The sequence below is a fragment of the Cellvibrio sp. genome, assembly GCF_046347455.1.
Classification (GTDB): Bacteria; Pseudomonadota; Gammaproteobacteria; order Pseudomonadales; family Cellvibrionaceae; genus Cellvibrio.
In genome coordinates, this window is the sequence record NZ_JAXMGC010000001.1 from 438,785 (window position 1) to 459,128 (window position 20,344).

The 20,344-nt window shown below is 46.3% G+C and carries 17 protein-coding genes; 5 read left to right on the forward strand and 12 right to left on the reverse strand.

Features of this window, described 5'->3' with window-relative positions; genetic code table 11:
- Window positions 1-11 precede the first annotated feature (11 nt).
- Both U1F02_RS01990 and U1F02_RS01995 read left to right on the forward strand, forming a co-directional pair.
- Entirely contained in the window at window positions 12-446 is a 435-nt protein-coding gene (locus tag U1F02_RS01990) for a DNA polymerase III subunit chi (RefSeq protein WP_409988669.1), read from the forward strand.
- A gap of 38 nt (window positions 447-484) precedes the next feature.
- On the forward strand, window positions 485-1,378 hold the full coding sequence (locus U1F02_RS01995) for a hypothetical protein (protein WP_409988670.1): 894 nt from the start codon (window positions 485-487) through the stop codon (window positions 1,376-1,378).
- Here U1F02_RS01995 and U1F02_RS02000 read toward each other — a convergent pair whose 3' ends face one another.
- From U1F02_RS02000 to U1F02_RS02055, 12 genes are all read right to left on the reverse strand, one after another.
- The gene (locus tag U1F02_RS02000) at window positions 1,379-3,400 is read right to left on the reverse strand and encodes a methyl-accepting chemotaxis protein (protein WP_409988671.1); all 2,022 of its coding nucleotides are present in this window, start codon (window positions 3,398-3,400) and stop codon (window positions 1,379-1,381) included.
- 230 nt (window positions 3,401-3,630) lie between these two features.
- The gene (locus tag U1F02_RS02005; RefSeq protein ID WP_409988672.1) at window positions 3,631-4,179 is read right to left on the reverse strand and encodes a hypothetical protein; all 549 of its coding nucleotides are present in this window, start codon (window positions 4,177-4,179) and stop codon (window positions 3,631-3,633) included.
- A gap of 72 nt (window positions 4,180-4,251) precedes the next feature.
- Window positions 4,252-5,445 (reverse strand): NAD(P)/FAD-dependent oxidoreductase, encoded by a 1,194-nt coding sequence (locus U1F02_RS02010; RefSeq protein WP_409988673.1) that lies wholly within the window; start codon window positions 5,443-5,445, stop codon window positions 4,252-4,254.
- 50 nt (window positions 5,446-5,495) lie between these two features.
- Complete coding sequence (dcd, locus tag U1F02_RS02015; protein ID WP_409988674.1) at window positions 5,496-6,065, reverse strand: dCTP deaminase; 570 nt, start codon at window positions 6,063-6,065, stop codon at window positions 5,496-5,498.
- A gap of 111 nt (window positions 6,066-6,176) precedes the next feature.
- Window positions 6,177-7,274, reverse strand: coding sequence for an iron-sulfur cluster carrier protein ApbC (gene apbC / locus U1F02_RS02020; protein ID WP_409988675.1), 1,098 nt, complete (start codon window positions 7,272-7,274; stop codon window positions 6,177-6,179).
- Between the two features lie 134 nt (window positions 7,275-7,408).
- Window positions 7,409-10,495, reverse strand: a complete 3,087-nt coding sequence (locus U1F02_RS02025; RefSeq protein ID WP_409988676.1) for an efflux RND transporter permease subunit — start codon at window positions 10,493-10,495, stop codon at window positions 7,409-7,411.
- 75 nt (window positions 10,496-10,570) lie between these two features.
- Entirely contained in the window at window positions 10,571-11,695 is a 1,125-nt protein-coding gene (locus U1F02_RS02030; protein WP_409988677.1) for an efflux RND transporter periplasmic adaptor subunit, read from the reverse strand.
- A 404-nt stretch (window positions 11,696-12,099) separates the two neighbouring features.
- Complete coding sequence (locus U1F02_RS02035) at window positions 12,100-12,813, reverse strand: peptidase (RefSeq protein ID WP_409988678.1); 714 nt, start codon at window positions 12,811-12,813, stop codon at window positions 12,100-12,102.
- A 49-nt stretch (window positions 12,814-12,862) separates the two neighbouring features.
- A complete protein-coding gene (locus tag U1F02_RS02040; protein ID WP_409988679.1) occupies window positions 12,863-13,738 on the reverse strand; it encodes a transglutaminase domain-containing protein in 876 nt (291 codons plus the stop codon).
- A gap of 64 nt (window positions 13,739-13,802) precedes the next feature.
- Window positions 13,803-14,750 carry an alpha-E domain-containing protein gene (locus U1F02_RS02045; protein WP_409988680.1) on the reverse strand — a complete coding sequence of 316 codons (948 nt, stop codon included), beginning with the start codon at window positions 14,748-14,750 and terminating at the stop codon, window positions 13,803-13,805.
- Between the two features lie 41 nt (window positions 14,751-14,791).
- Window positions 14,792-16,213 carry a circularly permuted type 2 ATP-grasp protein gene (locus tag U1F02_RS02050; protein WP_409988681.1) on the reverse strand — a complete coding sequence of 474 codons (1,422 nt, stop codon included), beginning with the start codon at window positions 16,211-16,213 and terminating at the stop codon, window positions 14,792-14,794.
- A gap of 248 nt (window positions 16,214-16,461) precedes the next feature.
- Window positions 16,462-16,815, reverse strand: coding sequence for a DUF4870 domain-containing protein (locus U1F02_RS02055; RefSeq protein WP_409988682.1), 354 nt, complete (start codon window positions 16,813-16,815; stop codon window positions 16,462-16,464).
- A gap of 210 nt (window positions 16,816-17,025) precedes the next feature.
- Between U1F02_RS02055 and U1F02_RS02060 the strand changes: the two genes are divergently transcribed.
- The 3 genes from U1F02_RS02060 (at window position 17,026) to rsxA (ending at window position 20,327) form a co-directional block, all read left to right on the forward strand.
- On the forward strand, window positions 17,026-17,523 hold the full coding sequence (locus tag U1F02_RS02060; RefSeq protein ID WP_409988683.1) for a hypothetical protein: 498 nt from the start codon (window positions 17,026-17,028) through the stop codon (window positions 17,521-17,523).
- Window positions 17,524-17,617: 94 nt separating this feature from the next.
- Window positions 17,618-19,651, forward strand: coding sequence for a methionine--tRNA ligase (gene metG, locus U1F02_RS02065; protein ID WP_409988684.1), 2,034 nt, complete (start codon window positions 17,618-17,620; stop codon window positions 19,649-19,651).
- Window positions 19,652-19,742: 91 nt separating this feature from the next.
- Complete coding sequence (gene rsxA, locus U1F02_RS02070) at window positions 19,743-20,327, forward strand: electron transport complex subunit RsxA (protein ID WP_409988685.1); 585 nt, start codon at window positions 19,743-19,745, stop codon at window positions 20,325-20,327.
- The last annotated feature ends 17 nt before the right edge of the window (window positions 20,328-20,344 follow it).

Consider the following 20,344-nt stretch of genomic DNA (forward strand, 5'->3'; position numbering starts at 1 on the left):
TCCACACCAACATGACGCAAATTGATTTTCATATTCTTCAGGACACCAGCGTGGAAGCACGCTGGTTATACGTGTGTCGCTTTATCGAAAAGGTTGAACGTCTGGGTCACAGCATCTTGGTCGTAGTAGACAACTTCGATCAGGCGCAGGAGATAGATGATTTACTCTGGAGTTTTAAGCCGGAAAGTTTTATCCCGCATCAAATTATTGGGGGCGAGGAAGACGTAAAAGTTGAAATCACCTACTCGGAAGAATCCGGCACTATTCCATCGGGTCAACATCAGGATGTTTTAATTAACCTGAGCAGCAAGATCCCGGATTTTTTTAGCCGCTTTGCACGCGTGGCCGAAATTGTGATTCAAGAACCAAAAATTTTAGAAAACACGCGCGATCACTATAGATTTTATAAGCAGCGGGGTTATCCTATTAACCAACATCAGCGGTAAGTCTTCACTGAGATTTTTTGCGATATTTGAGGCACTGTATGGTCGATACAACCACTAAAACAAAAGCAGCCATGCTACTTGAATTGGAATCTATAAAGGGACTTTTACTTGAAGAAGACGACATCCCTATCTTGCAAGAAGTGGAAGACGCAGAAGCGTTTGATTCTCAGCATTTCGATCTAGAACTAAGGCACACGAACAATTCGGATGTGGATGCGGTGGTCATCAACACTGGTGCATTTGATGAGGAAGATTTCGACGAGCACGCATTAGATGACGTCTATGAGAACAGCAGGTTAGATAAAGACTTGTCGATTACCGACTTATCCGGTTCTACAACCTTCACTGCTCAGCCTTCATACTCATCATTTCAAGAAACGTTTTCAAATAAACAATCGAGCCAATTCATCAACACTGAAACATCAAAACCCGCCCCCAGAGTGATTGTGGAAGAGCAACAGGATTTTTTTGATTTACCCAAGCCCGATGCTTTAAAACCCGAAGCTCAATCAACAGAACCAGAAAAAGATTTACTCAACACTATTGATGAGCTGGAAAAACACACTGCAGAAGTCACGGCAAACAAATTCGCGCAAGACGCACACAAAACCAACTCTCGCCCCTCCTTAGCGAAAGCAACAGGAGAAAATCCATTTCTGCCAGCTCACATTCGCTCCCGCTTGCACGGCAATAATCCACCGCCATTATTTGCACAAGAAACCGCAAAGAAAATTGCTAGCACCACTATCCCCTCGAGACTACTGGGCAATACCTATGGCGCAGCTCCTGTTTCAAAAACAGCGGGCTTACGCAACGCGCTTATTGATAGCGTCATTGAAAAATTTATGCCCGACATCGAGAAAGAGCTGAGGGAAAAACTACAAACTCTTACCAAAGAACAACTCGAAGACCTTGCTCGCTACAACAGCTAATTACGCAATGGCGGTACGATAAAACTCTGCTGCTTTTCGCAACGACACTTCTGATTCAGGCGATAACTTTTCAAACTCGACACCGTATAAAAATTCACGACCAACTCTATCTACGCGAACAACCCTGCCCGTTACATTAAAAGCAGGTTGATTTAGATATGCATCTAACTCTTCGACCGGCGGCGTTATCTCTAAACTCAGTAATTCGCCTTTAGATAGAGGAAGGCTGTCAGCAACCACTAACAAAATTCCTCCCATACTGAAGTCTTTTGCAAGCGATGGGATTACCTTTCCACCGAATTGAATCCCAACGTGCAAGCTGTGGCGTGCACGTTGATATCGACGCTGATTGCCTGGATGAACCTCTTTCTTAATCTCTGGAGTAAAATTAAAGAATTTAATTTTTTGCTGAAGACCGTTAACAGAGCTTTGTAGTACATCACTAACACTGTGTATCAAATCCAACGTTCCTCCACTTGAACGAAGCGTATCAAACAGCGTATTTAAGCGCATATCCAAATCAGACAAGCGATTAATTTGCTGCTCAGATACCTCCGATATTCGCATACTGAATTGGCTGCTCTCATGCGCTTCCGCGGCCATTTCTTGTATGACTTGACCATTGTCCTTCGCACGGGATTGCATAGTTTTAACCGCACTAGACACGTCAGTCATGATACCTAAGGTTTGATCAACCTTAGTATTTAATCCATTCACAATAACTTGAATCATGGTTGTAGCTTCGGCAGTTCGCGTTGCCAAGGTGCGCACTTCATCGGCAACAACAGCAAAACCACGGCCTTGCTCTCCTGCCCTCGCTGCCTCAATAGCTGCGTTTAAAGCGAGCAGATTTGTTTGATCTGCGATGTTCTTGATACTTGAAACTATGGAATTAATTTCTCCACTTGCTGCGGCCAAGCTACGCACAGACTCTTCTGTACTATCCACTTTATGTACAGCGCCGTCCATATCGTGCAAAATTTCCGCAACTGATTTGAGTCCCGCTTTCGCCAAGGTTTCAACAGCTTGTGTTTTTTGATTTGCCGATTGCGTAAGTTCCTGGACAGATAACAAAATTTGCCGCAACTCCTCGGTAGCATGAGAAACCTTCTCGGATTCATGCTGTTGAGCAGAGCTAACTTCAGCAATCTCTTTTGAAAGCTTGGCTACCCTAAAAATGGATTGGCTAATTTCACGATTGGTATCGTCTATGCCGCGTACCACGTCAGTTATCTTGTCTGACATGCTACGAATACCAGCCAACAAGCTTTGTGAATCGCGCGAGCTATTGATGGAAGAAATTAAATCGCCCTTAGCGATACGGGCCACGACCTCCTGCGCATAATAAGGTTCACCGCCCATTGCTTTAGTGAGCCCGCGCGCAACCCAAGCTGTAACCGCGAGTGCGCACAACACTGAACCTACAAAAATCACCAACAACCAAACGCGGCCAGAGGAAATATCTTGATCAGCAATCGCTTCTTGTTGCTCGTTATAGGCATTAGCGAGTTTAACAATCTTATCGATTGCAGCTCTATGCGTTTCGTATACCAACTTCATTTTCCGCAAGCTATCCTGAATTTGCTTAGGGTCCCCAGAATCTAACGCAGCTTTAAATTCGACGTTAGCCATCTTAAAAAACTGGATTCCGGAATCATGAGCATCTTGTAATAACAGCTGAGAGATGTCTTTTGGTAAAGGCTGTTTGCGCCAGTAATCTGTACGGCTTTGAAAATTAGCCTCCAATTGTTGCAATCGTTTAGCAAGCAGAGTTCGATCACTCGCGTTCAAATTAGCTGCCATTTCATAAGTTGTGAGATTCGCCTCTAAGATGTAAGCCGGTGGGGGAAGAATATCCGCTATCAAATCCTTTCCTCTTACGACATTGTCATATAGATGTCCTTTAACTTTTAATCGTTCCATTAAGGTGAGCGATACCAAGCCGAATACGACAAAACCAATGACCAGTGCGCCTAACATAAGGCTGAACGATGTCTTCAATCCTAGAGGTTTTACCATCATACGATTACCTTCGAATGCGAATCATTTCTATTTTTCGGATATAAGCAAAAAATGTTTAGGTACTTAAACTCAAAACTTGAAACATCAATCAAGAGAGATAACTTAATAGAAAGTTTAGCGATGGTTTAGCCAAGTGCCAGCCAAAGAAAAAAAATAACCCCATGAAATAAGAGGTTCAGGAAGAAAAATAAAAATTAGTACAAGAAGCACAATTTTGGGGCAAAAAAGACTCACATAAAAACATCGTCGCCAGCATCTTTGGGGAAGTATCGCTCAGCTTTGATGTCGTCTACGGCAACTCGATAGGCCACCAATCCATCAACGTCAGCCAAAACCCTATTGATCAAGTGTAACTCTTGATCACGCTTAATGGCTTCAACCAAGGCATTTCCCCACACCACAATGTGACGGGTAAAAATACGGCGATCTTTTTTATTCTTAGGCCATTCGCTGGCGATTCCTTTACCAATTAAATCCATTTTAGTTTTGATTTCTTGTGCTAAAATAGGATCTTTCACACCATGTAGGGAATCCTGCGTCACTTTTGTCCAGCCGTTACTGTAGAGCTCCCATCCCTCGTAGAAACGTACAACCCACAGCAAGTATTCATCCAGATCTTCACTCGCTTTGTTATCCGCATCTGCTTCATAACGCTCAACGAAATAATCGCGAGGTGGAATGTGGGCCGGCCAATTATTAGCATGTATGGGAGCACGACTGGCACATGAACTGATTAGCAACGAAAATGCAAACAACAGGGGGACTAAAAATCTGGACATAATAAAAATAAGAAAAGAGTTAGCAATTAGCCAAGCTTAGCTCGGCTTTGTGACAAATAAAGTCTAATTGAGTTACACATATTGCGCTGCGGCAAACCCGGACGCCCAGGCCCATTGAAAATTAAACCCACCTAAATGCCCGGTTACATCCACTACTTCGCCAATAAAAAATAAGCCGGGCTGGTTTTTGGCTTCCATGGTTTTGGAGGAGAGATCATCAACATCAACGCCGCCCAAGGTTACTTCAGCAGTGCGATACCCTTCTGTTCCCGCCGGCATAATTTCCCAACGGTGAAACACATCGGCGATAGCGTGAATTTCTTTAGGTGTGTACTGATTGATAGGTTTTATTTCCGGCACAAAGTTACAAAAGCTTTGCGCGATACTTTTTGTGAGCAATTCAGCCATCAATGTTGTTAACAGAACCTTGGGGCGCGCCTGTTGTTGCCGCGTTAAGTAGTCAATGAGATTCATGTTTGGCAACAAATCAATCGTCACCATTTGCCCCGGCTGCCAATAGGACGAGATTTGTAAAATAGCCGGGCCGCTTAAACCACGGTGGGTAAACAATATATTTTCTGTAAAGATTTGCTCACCGCAACTGACTCTCGCCTCTGCTGCGTTCCCCACACACTCTTTAAATTGCTCAAGCTGTGTTGGGGATAAGGTAAAAGGTACCAAGCCCGCACTGCGCGGTTTTAGCTTTAATCCGAATTGTTCTGCAATTTGGTAGCCAAACCCGGTTGCGCCCATAGTCGGAATGGATAAACCACCGGTTGCAATCACAAGCGACTCACAGGAATACTCGACCAAACCCGTATGAATTTTGTAGCGTGCCGGTAGAGATTCACCCGTCAACGCAGTTACCGATTCAATCGCGCAATTTGCTTGAATAATTGCGCCAGCCTCCGCGCATTCATCCAAGAGTAAATTCAAAATATCTTGCGCTTTGTTATCGCAAAATAATTGGCCCAATTTTTTTTCATGATAGGCAACGCCATGTTTTAACACGAGCGCAATAAAATCCCACTGAGTAAAACGTGCAAGAGCGGATTTGCAAAAATGCGGATTTGCCGAGAGATAATGTTTGGGCAGCACTTCCATATTAGTGAAATTGCAGCGCCCGCCGCCGGACATAAGAATTTTTTTGCCGACTTTATTGGCGTGATCTAAGACCACCACGCTGCGGCCACGAGCAGCGGCATTGGCAGCACACATTAAACCTGCTGCGCCACCACCGATAATAACGACATCAAACTGCTGCATAGAAATCACGCCTTGCCCGCGTTACGGCGAGCAAGTGTTCGGAAGGGAAATTAAGTGCGAGGAAGGGTTACGCCACGCTGGCCTTGATATTTGCCACCGCGATCTTTGTAAGAGGTTTCGCACACTTCATCGGTTTCAAAAAACAGCATTTGCGCAACACCTTCGTTCGCGTAAATCTTTGCAGGTAGCGGTGTTGTGTTTGAGAATTCCAAGGTTACATGTCCTTCCCACTCTGGCTCCAGCGGCGTTACGTTCACAATAATGCCGCAACGCGCGTAGGTAGATTTACCCAAGCACACGGTCAAGATTGAGCGAGGGATGCGGAAATATTCAACCGTTCTAGCCAATGCAAAAGAATTCGGTGGAATAATGCAAACGTCGCTTTTAATATCTACAAAACTTTTTTCGTCGAAGTTTTTAGGATCAACAACCGTCGAGTGAACGTTGGTGAAAATTTTAAATTCGTCAGCACAACGAACATCGTAACCGTAACTTGAGGTACCGTAAGAAATCAAACGGGAACCCGCTGCATCGTAACGAACCTGACCTGGCTCGAAGGGTTCAATCATGCCGTGTTGCTCTGCCATGCGGCGCATCCACTTGTCGGATTTGATACTCATTGGTACTCCCGGGTTGATTCTTGAAGACGAGATCTAAGGATTAGGGGCGGCATCATAGCGGTTTTCCGGCCGCTAAAAAACTCCAATCGCCGCCCCCGCTGTAGGGCTCGTTTAGTCTTCGGTTATTTCGATTTCAGGCATAGATTGCGCATCCAGATTCTGGAGCCACAAACTAGCGGACAGTTTGCGAGCTATATCGCGGTAGATTTTGCTCACGGCGGACTCAGGATCAGCAGCCACAGAGGGCTTGCCGTTATCCGCGTCCTCTCGAATGCTCAAGTTAAGCGGTAAGGAGCCCAGTAGCTGGGTATCATAGTCCTTAGCGATTCGCTCTCCCCCGCCGCTACCAAATATGTGTTCTTGATGACCGCAATTCGAGCAAATGTGTATCGCCATGTTTTCAACAACACCAATCACGGGCACGTTTACCTTGCGGAACATCTCAATACCCTTTTTAGCGTCTAGCAAGGCGATATCTTGCGGCGTGGTGACTATAACTGCGCCAGTCACAGGGACTTTTTGTGCCAGCGTGATTTGGATGTCCCCTGTACCGGGCGGCATGTCGATCAACAGGTAATCCACATCCTGCCAGTAGGTTTGGGTCAATAGCTGCTGCAATGCGCCGCTCACCATGGGGCCGCGCCACATCATGGGCGTATTTTCAGTCACCATAAAACCCATGGAATTCACTTGGACGCCATGCGCCTCAACCGGCACCATAAATTGCTGTTCGTTGTGCTTGATAACTTGCGGCGGGCGCTCTGGCGCGCCGAGCATTTGCGGTTGGCTTGGGCCGTAAATATCTGCATCCAGCACCGCCACGCGCGCGCCTTCTGCAGCCAGCGCCAAAGCCAGATTGGCGGTCGTAGTGGATTTACCCACACCGCCCTTGCCCGATGCTACGGCAATAATATTTTTAACCTCCGGCAGAGCTTGCTGGGAATTGGCCGTGGGATTTGCGTACACCGTCCAACCTATATCAAGCCCGACACGCTCAACTCCAATTTTGGATAAGGCCTCGTTGACCGCAACCGCAATGGCCGAATGAACGCTATTGGCAGGGTAACCGAGGAGTAAAGTCACATCCACCTTGGTGCCATCTATGGCAATGTCCGTCACAGCATTCAGACTGATCAAATCGCGGCCAGTGGTCGGGTCAATAACCTTTTGCAGCGCCTGTTCTACGGCGGATTGAGTGATAGAAGACATAAAAACCTCACGTATAAAGCGGAACAAATGTCGGCCGAGGAACGCTGTTGATGCCCTGCCGACAACAAAAAGGGCACCTTGTGGTGCCCTTTTTTAGAATGGAGCCATTGTAACAGCTCTTATTTAACGATGCCTTAAGCCTGACCGGTTTCCAACTCTGCAAGATGTTGTTTATCCAAATGGTGGTCCTTGGCAAGCAAGACATATACAGATGGCAGAACGAACAAAGTAAAGAATGTTCCGATTGCGATACCGAATACCAATACAACACCGATTGAGTTACGGGCTTCAGCACCAGCACCGCCTGCAAAAATCAGCGGTAAGTGACCGGCAACGGTCGCGATACTTGTCATCAATACGGGGCGCAAACGAATTACAGCAGCCTGACGAATCGCTTCAAATTTAGTCGCGCCCTCTTCCTGCATTCTGTTAGCAAACTCAACCACCAAAATACCGTTACGCGCAATCAAACCCATCAAGGTTACCAAGCCTACTTGCGAGTAAATGTTCAAGGTACTAGAGAAAGATTCCGTGAGCGATGGCATTTGCGGATTTGGCATTTTGATAAAGGTAAATACCAGAGCGCCAAACATCGCCAGCGGAACAGAACCTGCCAAAATAACAATTGGATCGCGGAAGCTGTTGTACTGAGCGGCCAGAACTAGGAAGATCATGGTGACAGCCATTAGGAACGCTGGCAAAAAGGTATTGCCTTCACGCTTCAACTGACGCGACTCGCCGGTGTAATCGATGCTGTAATTTTTTGGCAAAATTTGTTTAGCTTCTGTTTCAAGCCATTCCAAAGTTTCGCTCAAAGGCTTACCACTCACGCCACTGATTTTTACCGAGTTCAATTGCTGCATACGGCTGATGCTACGTGGCGCAGTGGTGTGATTAAAACTGGCGATTTGATCAACGCGAATCAACTTACCTTTCGGCCCTGTGATATACAGTTTGGTCAAATCTTCCGGCGTTAAACGTTCAGCACGCTTAACTTGTGGAATAACTTTGTAGCTTTGGCCCGCCATGTTGAAGCGATTCACATAACCACCGCCTAACAATGTTCCCAAATCATTAATCACCTGCTGCATATTCAAACCGAGGTCAGCGACTTTTTCACGATCAATGCTCAATTGATAATCCGGTTGGTCAACTTTCATATCCAGCACATTGAAATAGAACATACCACTAGCAGCCATTTTTTCTTGGAGCTTGAGTGCGTAGTTGTAAATTTCTTTTGAATCTTCGGTAGAAGCAATAACAAATTCCACAGGGAATTGACCGCCGCCCGGTAAAGCCGGTGGCGTAATGGGCAGAATGCGAACACCGGAAATATCAGACAGAGATTTTGTAATTTCAGGCATGATGTCGAACACTGTACGTTCACGTTCGTGCCAAGGTTTTAACACCATGCCGGCGAAACCTGCTGTGGGCGAAGTAAGCTGGAAAGTAAAGTCTGTTTCTGGAATATCCATGAACGCTTTGTTAACCACTTTTCCGTAATGCGATGCCTGATCCATAGTTGCATTAGATTGTGCATCGACCACACCGAAAATAACGCCTTGGTCTTCTGTAGGCGCAAGCTCTTTTGGCGAGAAGCTATACAAAGGGAAACACAATAAGGCGATACCAATCCAGAACACATAAACGGCTTTACGATTTTGTAAGCTGTACTCCAACTTATTGCTATACCAAGCTTGGAAACGATCAAAAGATTTTGCTAAAGGCGCGTCAATTTCACGGTGCGCTTTTAACATGCGCGAACCGAGCATGGGCGACAAAGTAATAGCAACTATCGCAGAAATTGTAATCGCGCCCGCGAGCGTAATCGCAAATTCGCGAAACAGCGTTCCCGTCAAACCGCCTTGCAAACCAATAGGAACATATACCGAAACCAGTGTTACGGTCATTGCCAAAATGGGGCCGGCCAATTCACGTGCTGCAATAATAGATGCGTTGAATGGCGACTTACCTTCTTGAATATGGCGTTCGATATTTTCGACCATCACAATTGCGTCATCTACCACCAGACCTACACAGAGCACGATAGACAAGAGCGTAAGCAAGTTCAGCGAGAAGCCGCAAATTTGCATGATGAACAACGCACCCACTAGCGAGAGCGGGATCGCAAGTACAGGGATAATGACCGAGCGACTGAAACCCAAAAACAGGAAGATCACTATGATAATAATGATGAGAGTTTCAGTAAGGGTTTTGATAACTTCGTGAATCGCGGATTCAATATATTTGGTTGCATCATAAGCAACCGCACCTTTCAAACCAGATGGCAAATCTGCTTTGATTTTTTCCATCTCTTTGGTGACGTTACGAATAACCTCCAACGAGTTTGCATTGGGTGCAACCCACACACCCATAAATACGGCTGTGTCGCCCGAGTAGTTAACTTCTGTGTTGTAATCTTCCGCACCTAATACAACATCGGCAACATCATCTAAACGAATAGTCCCTTCAGCACTGTGACGAACAACCAAACGTTTAAAATCATCAACAGATTTTAAATCGGTATCGGCACGCAAGTTCACTTGGGTGTAGCTACCGCGTGTTTGACCAATTGCTGCTTGAACGTTGTTATTAGCAAGCGCTTGGCGAACTTCCGATGGAGAAATATTTAACGCCGCTAATCTTTCAGACTTCAACCAAATACGCATTGCGAAGGTGCGGCCGCCCAACACTTCAGCTTTTTGCACACCAGCAATCGCCGTTAAACGCGGCTGAACGGAACGCGTTAAAAAATCAGTAATTTGGTTTTGCTCAAGAATCTTCGAGTTAAAGGTCAAGTAGGCAGCAGCAAACTGACTATCTGCTGACTCAACGGTAATCGCTGGAACTTCTGATTCGGGCGGCAAATTACCACGCACCTGATTCACTTTGGCGCTGATTTCGGTCATTGCCTTAAGCGGATCATAGTTCAAACGCAAATGAACATTAATGGTAGACATGCTCATGGCACTGCTTGATTCAATGTAATCAATGCCATCTGCAGACGCAATTGCACGCTCAATCGGCGTGGTAATAAAACCGCGAATCAACTCGGCGTTCGCGCCAACGTATACGGTGTTAATAGTAATAACAGCGATATCACTGCGTGGATATTGCCGCACAGACAAAGAACTTGCTGCTTGAATACCTGCTAATAAGATCAGCAGGCTGACGACCATGGCGAGCACGGGTCGCTTAATAAAAATATCGGTAAATTTCATATCAATAACTCAAGTAGGTTTGAGTGAAATATTTTTTGGTGGATGTACTGAATACATCCACCGCACCATTGAACATTATTGATCAATTGGCGTGGGTTCAGTTTTGTAGTCTGGCTGCGCAGTTTTGCTCAATATCACAGACTGCCCGTTGGTTAACTTAAATGCGCCGGCGCTAACCACTTGTTCGCCCGGTTTAATACCGTCAGCAATTTCAATAAAGTCACCGCGTGACTTACCCAAACGAACGAACTGTTGACGAGCTTTGAGAACATTTTTCTCTTTGTCTTTTTCAATCACGAACACGGTATCACCGAAGGGAGCAAAAATGACGGATGCTGAAGGCACAGCTAATACTTTTTGTGGATTGGACAAAGTCACTTGCGTTTGAACGGCCATACCGGGAATAAATTGGTTTTTACTATTTTCAAGTGATGATTGAACGGTTGCGCTACGTGTCACTGGATCTATATCAGCACCTACAGCAGTTACTTCACCATTTACAACATTGTTGGAACCATCACCCAACTGAACCTTTACGGGTAAACCTTTGGTCATTTTTACCAACCAATGTTGCGGTACAGGGAAATTCACACGCACACGGTTAGTCGCTTGCAATGAAACAATTTCTGTTCCAACCGCAAGGTCCTGACCCAAATCCACTTTACGGATGCCCAAGCGACCATCGAATGGAGCACGCACAACTTTTTTCTCTAAGGTTGTTTTCAGGTTATCAACATCACCTTGAGCAGATTCTTTTTGTTGGAGCGCAGTGTCTAATTCGTTTTGCGATACTGTGTTCTTTTTACGCAATTGCACCATACGCTCGTAATTTGCTTCTGCTAAACGCAAGCGCGCAGTAGCCGCACTCAACTGCGCCGATTCATTACCTGATTCTTGAATTAAAATCACGGTACCGGCTTTAACTTGCTCGCCGGACTTAAACATAATTTGTTTAACTTTGCCTGCGACTTCTGCAGAAATATTAATGCCTTCATCCGCTTCGACAGTGCCCATAGCAGTAAAGCTATTTGGCCAATCTTGATATTGGGCGGTATAAGCTCCCACCGCTACGGGTGGTGGTACAAAGTCTTTACCTGCTTGCACCATTGCAAATATTTGGCTGAACTTTGTGAGTGCCAAAATCAGGAATATCCCTACAACTGCAGCTACGGCAATTAATATCGACTTATGTTTTTTCATTACAGATGACCACTCGATGACGAAATTAAGGTGAAAAATTTTAAAATGGATTGTGTCATAGCCACTTGCCAAACAAAAATTCACAAATGTCACTAATTGTAACCATGAAGGTATTTACGCTAAATCAACACGCATGCACCTATGAAGTAGCAATTAATCAAAAGCAGATTAACAATGCAGCCATTTCACGCTGATGACCGCAAATCTAGCGAGATTTTCAGTAACACAAAATGTAGGAATAGGATTAGAGGTTTTTAGTAGTTATTAACTGACCAACTTATCCCCACAATTAATAGGGATAAATTGATCAGTTTAAATTCGCGAATTTTTCCGTCTGAAGCAAGCAATGTGATTTAAGCATTTACGACAAACGGATTTGAAAAAAGATATTGTCAAAAAGACAATTAATAGGAAGGATCCGGCATATCGTTAAACGCTTGACGCAGACGATCACCCCAACTCGAACGCAGTTGTTTGTAGTAAGGATCATCCATACCGATACTCACGTGAGTTTTAACCGTCAAACTATCTGCTTCATATATTAGAAGATCGAGTGGCATACCAACGCTGAGGTTTGACCGAATCGTAGAGTCCATCGAGATAAGCGCGCACTTAGCCGCATCTTTCAAACTCGTATTGGGTTCAACCACGCGGTCAATAATCGGCTTGCCGTATTTGGATTCACCCACTTGAAAATACGGGGTCTCGCGTGTGGTTTCAATGAAGTTGCCCGCTGCATAAATTTGGAACAGACGTGGCGGTTCGTGTCCAATTTGACCACCAAAAATAAAACTCGCCGCAAAATCCAACCCGAACTCTTTAAAAGCTTCAGCATCACGGCTGTAAACTTTACGCAGTGCATCGCCCACAACACGCGTGGCCTCAACCATATTTTTGGCATCGACCAAAAGGCTGGACTCCATAGGTTTCAGCTCGTTGATCACGGCTTGGCTAATCGCCAGATTTCCAGAGGTCAGCAACACCATGACACGATCGCCGGGGCGCTCGAGAACCGTCATCTTGCGAAAAGTGTTGATGTGATCCACGCCGGCGTTAGTGCGGGAATCCGACAAAAACACCAAACCCGAGTCAACTTGGAGCCCAATACAATACGTCATAACCTAAACCTTGGAGTTGCGCTCCAAGGCTTGGCTCAGAGCGCGAAAATTACTGTTGTTGAAGACCTTTCTTGCTCACCGCTTCACGCGGTGGATAGGTCACCAGCGATTGTAGCAGCACACCTGCAGAATCGGGATGGGCAATGCGCACCATAACTTCCATTGCCTCTGCCCCACCGCCGTGGCGAACGCCGCGAACAGGACAAGCATCAAGATAATCGCGCCCTACCGCTAACCGGCAATGCTCAGACGCCGCAAAGTTTGCGTTGGTCACATCAAAGCTAACCCAGCCCAAGCCCTCCAACCAAACATCGGCCCACGCGTGGCTGGCCGCGTGGTCGCTATCGCCTGGGTGTATGTAACCGCTGACGTAACGCGCCGGTAAATCTAATGCGCGGCAGCAAGCGATAAACACGTGAGCATGGTCTTGGCAAACCCCGGTCCCCGCCTCTAACACTTCTGCGGCCGTGCTGGTCACTTGCGTGGTGCCCGGCACATAGGCAACCGCTTGTTGAATTCCATCAATCAGCTTGAACATAGAATCCACAGCACCGCGTTTGGACTTGCAGGCTGTTTTGGCTAAATCCTGAATCGCCAAATCCGCCGTGGTCAGAGCCGTGGGCTGCAGGTAAGCCAGCAAAGGCACCTCGCCGCCGTCTGACGGTAAATGTGCGTTCTCTTTCGCGATTTCCACCTGCCCCGTAACCGTAATGCGGATTTCCTCGTGAGGCTTATCTAACACCAAAATATGACCAACGTTGCCGTAGGCATCCAAGTGGCGTTGATATTTTCCCGGCGCATTTATTTTCCAATCAATTGGTTGCTGGTGCGCTTCATGACGCGGCGTCAACCGTAGATGTTGAATGGTGTAATCCACGGGTGTGGAGTAACGGTAAACAGTTTCGTGTTGAATATTAAGCAACATATTATTTCCCTCTCGCTTAAGTATTATGCTTCAAGGAATAGCTTTCTCTATTTCAAGACTAGCCTTAGGCCGCGCGCATCGGCATTAAGAAATCGTGGCTGATGCGCATACCTAAATCGTAAATTTGGCGTTGGAATTTTTCCAAAAACGGATGCAACCCTTCCTCTAATATTTCTTCTATCGTCACATAGCGTAATTGCGAGCTGAGTCGACCCGCTAAGCGTTGCGTCTCAAATGAATTTTGATTCGCCAATTTGTTAAGCATGGACGACACTTCTGTCAAACAAGTGTTTAACGAGCGCGGCAATTCCGAGTTAATGATGAGCAACTCGGCAACTTTGTTTGGCAAGACACTGTCGCGGTATACACGACGATAAACTTCAAACGCAGACACCGAGCGCAACAAGGCGCCCCATTGATAGTAGTCGGCGGCAGTTCCAACAGGCTCACCTTCTGCTATCAAATAATATTTAACATCCAACAAACGCGCAGTGTTGTCTGCACGCTCAAGGTAAGTACCTAAACGAATAAAACAGAATGCATCATCGTGCAGCATGGTGCCAAAAGTAACACCACGTGAGAGCGATGAACGCGTTTTTACCCACTCAAAAAAGCTCGAAAACTCTTCGTCCTGTAATTTACGTTTGCTGTGCGCCACCATTTCCAACCAGGTGGAATTTATCGTCTCCCACATTTCAGAGGTAAGCGTCCCGCGTACAGCGTGCGCATTTTCACGCGCGGTTTTCAAGCAAGAATAAATAGAGGACGGGTTGTGCGGATCAAACACCATGTAGGCCAACACATTCTCAGCACTAACTTCTGAATAAGCTTTTAAATAAGCGGGCAATTGATCGTTACATAAGAGCGCAGCTTGCCAGTTACGGCTAGCGCTTTCTGCTGACTGAGGTGCGAGTGATGTTTGCCAAGTAATATCTAAAAGGCGTGCAATATTTTCTGCACGTTCAATATAGCGAGCCAACCAAAACAAATGATCTGCCGTGCGCGATAACATATTTTTCTCCATCCACGCGTTTTATCGAACTAGCGCAATAATTAATTTTCTAAAATCCAAGTATCTTTCGTACCACCACCTTGCGATGAATTCACAACCAGCGATCCCTCACGCAATGCCACACGTGTTAGTCCACCGGGAACCATGCGAATATCTTTTCCTGAAGACAAAACAAAAGGACGCAAATCAATATGGCGCGGCGCAATTCCCACATCGACAAAAATCGGACAAGTGGATAAAGCCAACGTGGGTTGCGCAATATATTTGCTAGGGTTCGCAATCAAATGCGCCCGGAATTCTTCAATCTCAGCTTTGGTTGCTGCGGGGCCAACCAACATTCCGTAACCACCTGCACCGTGAGTTTCTTTTACAACCAAATCAGCTAGGTTATCTAAAACGTAAGCGAGTTCTTCTGGCTTTCTGCACATGTGCGTTGGCACATTATTCAGAATAGGCGCTTCATCTAAATAAAAACGAACCATGTCCGGCACGTAAGGATAAATAGATTTGTCATCCGCAACACCGGTACCGATTGCGTTAGCCAAAGTGACGCGACCTGCACGATAAACAGAAAGCAAACCTGCAACGCCCAACATGGAGTCTTGGCGAAACGCGAGCGGATCAAGGAAGTCGTCGTCCAAGCGGCGGTAAATAACATCCACGCGTTTTGGGCCCTGAGTTGTGCGCATGTAAACCGAATCGTCGCGTACAAACAGATCGCGGCCTTCAACCAATTCCACACCCATTTGTTGCGCTAAAAAGGCATGCTCAAAATAGGCAGAGTTAAAACTGCCTGGTGTGAGCACCACCACTGTCGGATTATCAACACCTTGGGGTGCACATTGGCGTAGATTATCCAGCAGCATATCCGGGTAATGTTGAACCGGCGCCACTGCGTGCTTGGCGAATAATTCTGGAAATAAACGCATCATCATTTTGCGATTTTCCAACATGTAAGACACACCGGACGGCACGCGCAAATTATCTTCCAACACGTAAAATTCGCCCGCGCCAGCTCGCACCATGTCTACGCCAGCGATGTGTGCATAGATTTGGTTGGGCACATCAACACCTTGCATTTCAGGGCGGTATTGAGCATTGCGTAGGATTTGTTCCGGCGGAATCAAACCCGCTTTCAAAATTTCCTGATCGTGATAAATATCGTGCAGGAAAAGGTTGAGCGTTTTTACGCGTTGCTCTAAACCTTTTTGCAACATTTTCCATTCGTGGGACGGAATAATTCGGGGAAGTAAATCGAAGGGTATCAAGCGTTCTGTGCCTGCCTCCTCACCGTACACGGCGAAGGTAATGCCCAAGCGGTGGAAAGTTAGATCGGCCTCTGCCTTTTTACGAGCCAAGCGCTCTGCCGGCAAGGTCTTCAGCCATTGGCCGTAGACGTCGTAGTGAGGCCGTAAAATATCTGGAGCGGAGTACATTTCATCGTAAAAAACGGGGTTAGCCATTACACACCCTTACAGATTTATTATCGGTACTTTCACTGGAGCGAAATGCGTGCCAAGAAAATCCCTATTTTTGCGGGGCTTTATGACAGCAAATGCACCACATAAGGGCAACAACGAAAATAAATGCCAATTCGGTGCTTTTTTGAGGCAAATTTGGAAATGAAGGCGAGGATAGAGTGAGTAACTTGCAGAAGATTTGGTGCATGAAAAACAAAAGAGCACAAAAAGTGCTCTTTTGTTAATGGAGATTACTTAATAAGGCGAAGCGCGAAAGGAACGCGATACAGTTTGCCGCTCGATACGGCCACCACTCCCATGATGCAGAAGACTACATTGAGAATGCCGATAACTGGCAGCATTAAGAAGCCGATCAATATCAAACATAAGACCCAAGCCAGCGCGACACCGATTAGCACGGTGATCGCCCAGTTCAGCGCTTCTTTACTTTGATCTGCCAGGTAAGAATCGTCTGTTTTAATAAGGTAGATAATCAAAGCCGGAATAAAACCAAAAAAGATGGTGCCTATCCACATCAGCATGCCGATATTTTTGGAATCTTGAGACGGAACCGAAACGGGGTTTGAAAAAGCTTGGTCTTCCATAATGATCGCCTTTAGAAAATGAGTGTTAGGGAACTACATAGTTGAGAAATTACATGAAGCCTCACTATGCCCAAAGGTGTTTACCTAATGCAACGGCAAAACCACCAAACTTTCACCGTAAGTTAGTGACGATTGTTTAAAGCGCGGCATAGTTCTCGCAGGCTATAATTCTACACAACGCCTGTTAATGGGCTTATCAGGATCTACCTCATGGAAAACCTCCACGAACTCTTTGAAATGGCCAGCTTTGTAGTGACCATTGTTGGCCTTCCTTTTGGTATAGCTGTCTTTATTCTTGAGCAGCGCCGCGAGCGCGCCAACGAAGAAGAGGAAATCTACCTACAACTTTCCGACGATTACACCCGCTTTATGGAGCTTGTGCTCCAAAATGCCGACCTGCGTTTGCGATCCACTGACGTAGCTCCACCATTGTCGCCGGATCAGGAGGAGCGTCGAATCGTCCTTTTTTCGATTTTGGTGAGCTTGTTTGAACGTGCTTACGTACTTGTCCATGAAGACAAAATGGACCGTAAACAGTTGCGTATGTGGCTCAGCTGGGAAGACTTTATGCGCGAATGGTGCGCCCGGGAGGATTTCCGGAATGCCCTGCCCCAACTGCTCCATGGGGAAGACCCGGACTTCGCCGCCGCCATCAGTAAAATCGCGGAGGAAATCAACGCCGAACAACTCAAAAGCCTCAGCCAGTAAAACCCGCTGCTACGCCTGATTCTACAGACGTGTTCATTGCAAAATGCTATAGTGCGCGCCTTTTGCAAACCAGTATTCGGACCCTGTAGGAACTATGACCCAAGCGCAGCCCCAAGCCCGTAAAATCCTCGTTACCAGCGCCCTCCCTTACGCCAACAGCGATTTGCACCTCGGCCACATGCTCGAGCAAATCCAAACCGATATTTGGGTGAGATTCCAGAATTTGCGCGGCAACGATTGCCTGTATTTCTGTGCGGACGACGCGCACGGCACCGCCATCATGCTCAAGGCAGAAGAAAAAGGCATTACCGCAGAAGAACACATCGCCAACATCAAGCGCGACCACGAATCTGTATCTGCCGGTTTTAACATCAACTTCACTAACTTCCACAGCACGCATTCCGACGAGAACCGCGAGCTGTCCTACATGATTTATGAGCGTTTGTTGGCCAACGGTCACATCGCCAGCCGCAAAATTTCGCAAGCCTTCGACCCCGAAAAACAATTGTTTTTGGCGGATCGCTATATAAAAGGCACTTGCCCGAAATGTAAGAGTGAAGACCAATACGGCGATAACTGCGAAAAATGCGGTGCCACCTATTCGCCCATGGATTTGTTGAACGCAAAATCTACGATTTCTGGCGCAACGCCCATCGCCAAAGACTCAGAACACTTTTTCTTTACCTTGCCGGCCTTTAATGACTTCCTGAAAAGCTGGACGCGTGCCGGCCACCTACAAGATGAAGTCGCCAACAAAATGGCTGAATGGCTGGACAGCGGCTTGCAAGAATGGGACATCTCCCGCGATGCACCCTACTTTGGTTTTGAAATTCCTGGCCAACCCGGCAAATTCTTCTACGTATGGTTGGACGCACCTATCGGCTACATCGCCAGCTTAAAAAATTACACCGACAAACACGGCATTGACTGGATGGATTACTGGAAGCAGGATTCCACTGCCGAGGTGTACCACTTTATCGGCAAAGACATCGTGAACTTCCACGCGCTCTTTTGGCCCGCGATGTTGGATTCCGCAAACTTGCGTACACCAACCAAAATTTGTGTTCACGGTTTCGTCACTGTAAACGGCACCAAGATGAGCAAGTCGCGCGGCACTTTTATAAACGCGCAAACTTATTTGGATCATTTGAATCCCGAATATTTGCGTTACTACTTTGCCGCAAAACTCACCAGTGCAGTGGACGACATTGACCTGAATCTCGAAGATTTTATTCAGCGCGTAAACAGCGATTTGGTTGGTAAGGTAGTCAACATCGCCAGCCGTACCGCCAAGTTTATTAACAACGCTGGCGGTAATTTGGTAAGCGACATTGCTGATGTAGATTTGTGGAATAAATTTGTAGATGCAGGCGAAGTCATTGCAGCACATTACGAAGCACGCGATTACAGCAAAGCCCTGCGCGAAATTATGGCGCTAGCCGATTTGGCGAACGAATATATTGCCACACAAGAACCCTGGAAGCTTGCCAAGCAAGCAGGTGCAGAAGCGCAAACTCAAGCTGTGTGCACGCTCGGCATCAACATGTTCCGGGCCATTCTCACTTACTTAAAACCCGTTGTTCCTACGCTAGCGGCCGATGCAGAAAAATTCCTCGGTGAAACTTTAAGTTGGACTGCGCCAGTAAGCTTCCGTGGCAACTCAACCATTAACGAATTTAAACCCTTGTTAACTCGTGTGGAAAAAGAAAAGGTAGACGCAATGCTAGAAGCAACCAAAGAAGCACTTGCCGCAGCAGCCGCGCCAAAAGCAACTGGCCCATTGGTTGACGATCCGCTCGCACCTGAAATTGAATTTAACGATTTCGCCAAAGTGGATTTACGCATTGCATTAATCGCTAATGCTGAACATGTTGAAGGCTCGGATAAATTATTGCGTTTAACTTTGGATTTAGGCGGCGAAACGCGCAACGTTTTTTCCGGCATTAAAAGCGCTTACGATCCAAAAGATTTGATTGGCAAGCTCACCGTAGTGGTAGCCAATTTAAAACCACGCAAAATGAAATTCGGCATGAGCGAAGGTATGGTGTTAGCAGCGGGCCCAGGCGATAAAGAGATTTATTTGCTGGAGCCTCACGCAGGTGCAAAACCTGGCCAACGCGTAATGTAAATTGGAATGAATTCTAAGGTGAGATAAAAATCACCTTAGAATTCACTCAATCAAGCGCCACAGAGAACACCCCTATCACCAAGGTGGTTCCATGTCTGTTAATGAATTTTTCCTCATCTTACTGGGTACAGTGCTGGTCAATAATTTTGTGCTGGTGCAGTTCCTTGGCCTTTGCCCGTTTATGGGTGTATCTAACAAACTCGAATCTGCCATTGGCATGGGCGCAGCCACCACCTTTGTAATGACGCTCGCGTCAGTCTGTACTTATTTAGTTGACCACTGGATTTTAGCGCCGCTGGATTTAGGTTACTTACGTACCATTGCGTTTATTCTGGTGATCGCGGCCGTTGTTCAATTCGTAAAAATGTTTATGGAGAAAACCAGTCCACTGCTCTATCGCGTGCTGGGTGTTTTCTTGCCGCTGATTACAGTGAACTGCGCCGTGCTAGGTGTAGCGCTGTTAAACATTCAAAAAGTGCACAATTTTTTCGAATCCACACTTTACGGATTCGGTGGTGCGCTCGGTTTTTCTTTAGTGCTTATTTTATTTTCTGCCATGCGCGAACGGCTTGCCGCTGCAGATGTTCCGCTTCCCTTTAAAGGCGCAGCCATAGGTATGATTACCGCTGGTTTGATGTCCTTGGCGTTCATGGGTTTTGCAGGCTTAGTTCATTAATTTTAATTGCGCACAAA

What these genes read in the sequence shown, in the direction of transcription:
- U1F02_RS02030 (WP_409988677.1), bottom strand. Translation starts at nt 11,695, where the DNA reads ATGAAAAAACATAAGTCGATATTAATTGCCGTAGCTGCAGTTGTAGGG.
- U1F02_RS02060 (WP_409988683.1), top strand. Translation starts at nt 17,026, where the DNA reads ATGGAAAACCTCCACGAACTCTTTGAAATGGCCAGCTTTGTAGTGACC.
- apbC (WP_409988675.1), bottom strand. Translation starts at nt 7,274, where the DNA reads ATGTCTTCTATCACTCAATCCGCCGTAGAACAGGCGCTGCAAAAGGTT.
- U1F02_RS02055 (WP_409988682.1), bottom strand. Translation starts at nt 16,815, where the DNA reads ATGGAAGACCAAGCTTTTTCAAACCCCGTTTCGGTTCCGTCTCAAGAT.
- U1F02_RS02025 (WP_409988676.1), bottom strand. Translation starts at nt 10,495, where the DNA reads ATGAAATTTACCGATATTTTTATTAAGCGACCCGTGCTCGCCATGGTC.
- U1F02_RS02005 (WP_409988672.1), bottom strand. Translation starts at nt 4,179, where the DNA reads ATGTCCAGATTTTTAGTCCCCCTGTTGTTTGCATTTTCGTTGCTAATC.
- U1F02_RS02035 (WP_409988678.1), bottom strand. Translation starts at nt 12,813, where the DNA reads ATGACGTATTGTATTGGGCTCCAAGTTGACTCGGGTTTGGTGTTTTTG.
- U1F02_RS02040 (WP_409988679.1), bottom strand. Translation starts at nt 13,738, where the DNA reads ATGTTGCTTAATATTCAACACGAAACTGTTTACCGTTACTCCACACCC.
- U1F02_RS02045 (WP_409988680.1), bottom strand. Translation starts at nt 14,750, where the DNA reads ATGTTATCGCGCACGGCAGATCATTTGTTTTGGTTGGCTCGCTATATT.
- rsxA (WP_409988685.1), top strand. Translation starts at nt 19,743, where the DNA reads ATGTCTGTTAATGAATTTTTCCTCATCTTACTGGGTACAGTGCTGGTC.
- U1F02_RS02050 (WP_409988681.1), bottom strand. Translation starts at nt 16,213, where the DNA reads ATGGCTAACCCCGTTTTTTACGATGAAATGTACTCCGCTCCAGATATT.
- U1F02_RS02010 (WP_409988673.1), bottom strand. Translation starts at nt 5,445, where the DNA reads ATGCAGCAGTTTGATGTCGTTATTATCGGTGGTGGCGCAGCAGGTTTA.
- U1F02_RS02000 (WP_409988671.1), bottom strand. Translation starts at nt 3,400, where the DNA reads ATGATGGTAAAACCTCTAGGATTGAAGACATCGTTCAGCCTTATGTTA.
- U1F02_RS01995 (WP_409988670.1), top strand. Translation starts at nt 485, where the DNA reads ATGGTCGATACAACCACTAAAACAAAAGCAGCCATGCTACTTGAATTG.
- metG (WP_409988684.1), top strand. Translation starts at nt 17,618, where the DNA reads ATGACCCAAGCGCAGCCCCAAGCCCGTAAAATCCTCGTTACCAGCGCC.
- U1F02_RS01990 (WP_409988669.1), top strand. Translation starts at nt 12, where the DNA reads ATGACGCAAATTGATTTTCATATTCTTCAGGACACCAGCGTGGAAGCA.
- dcd (WP_409988674.1), bottom strand. Translation starts at nt 6,065, where the DNA reads ATGAGTATCAAATCCGACAAGTGGATGCGCCGCATGGCAGAGCAACAC.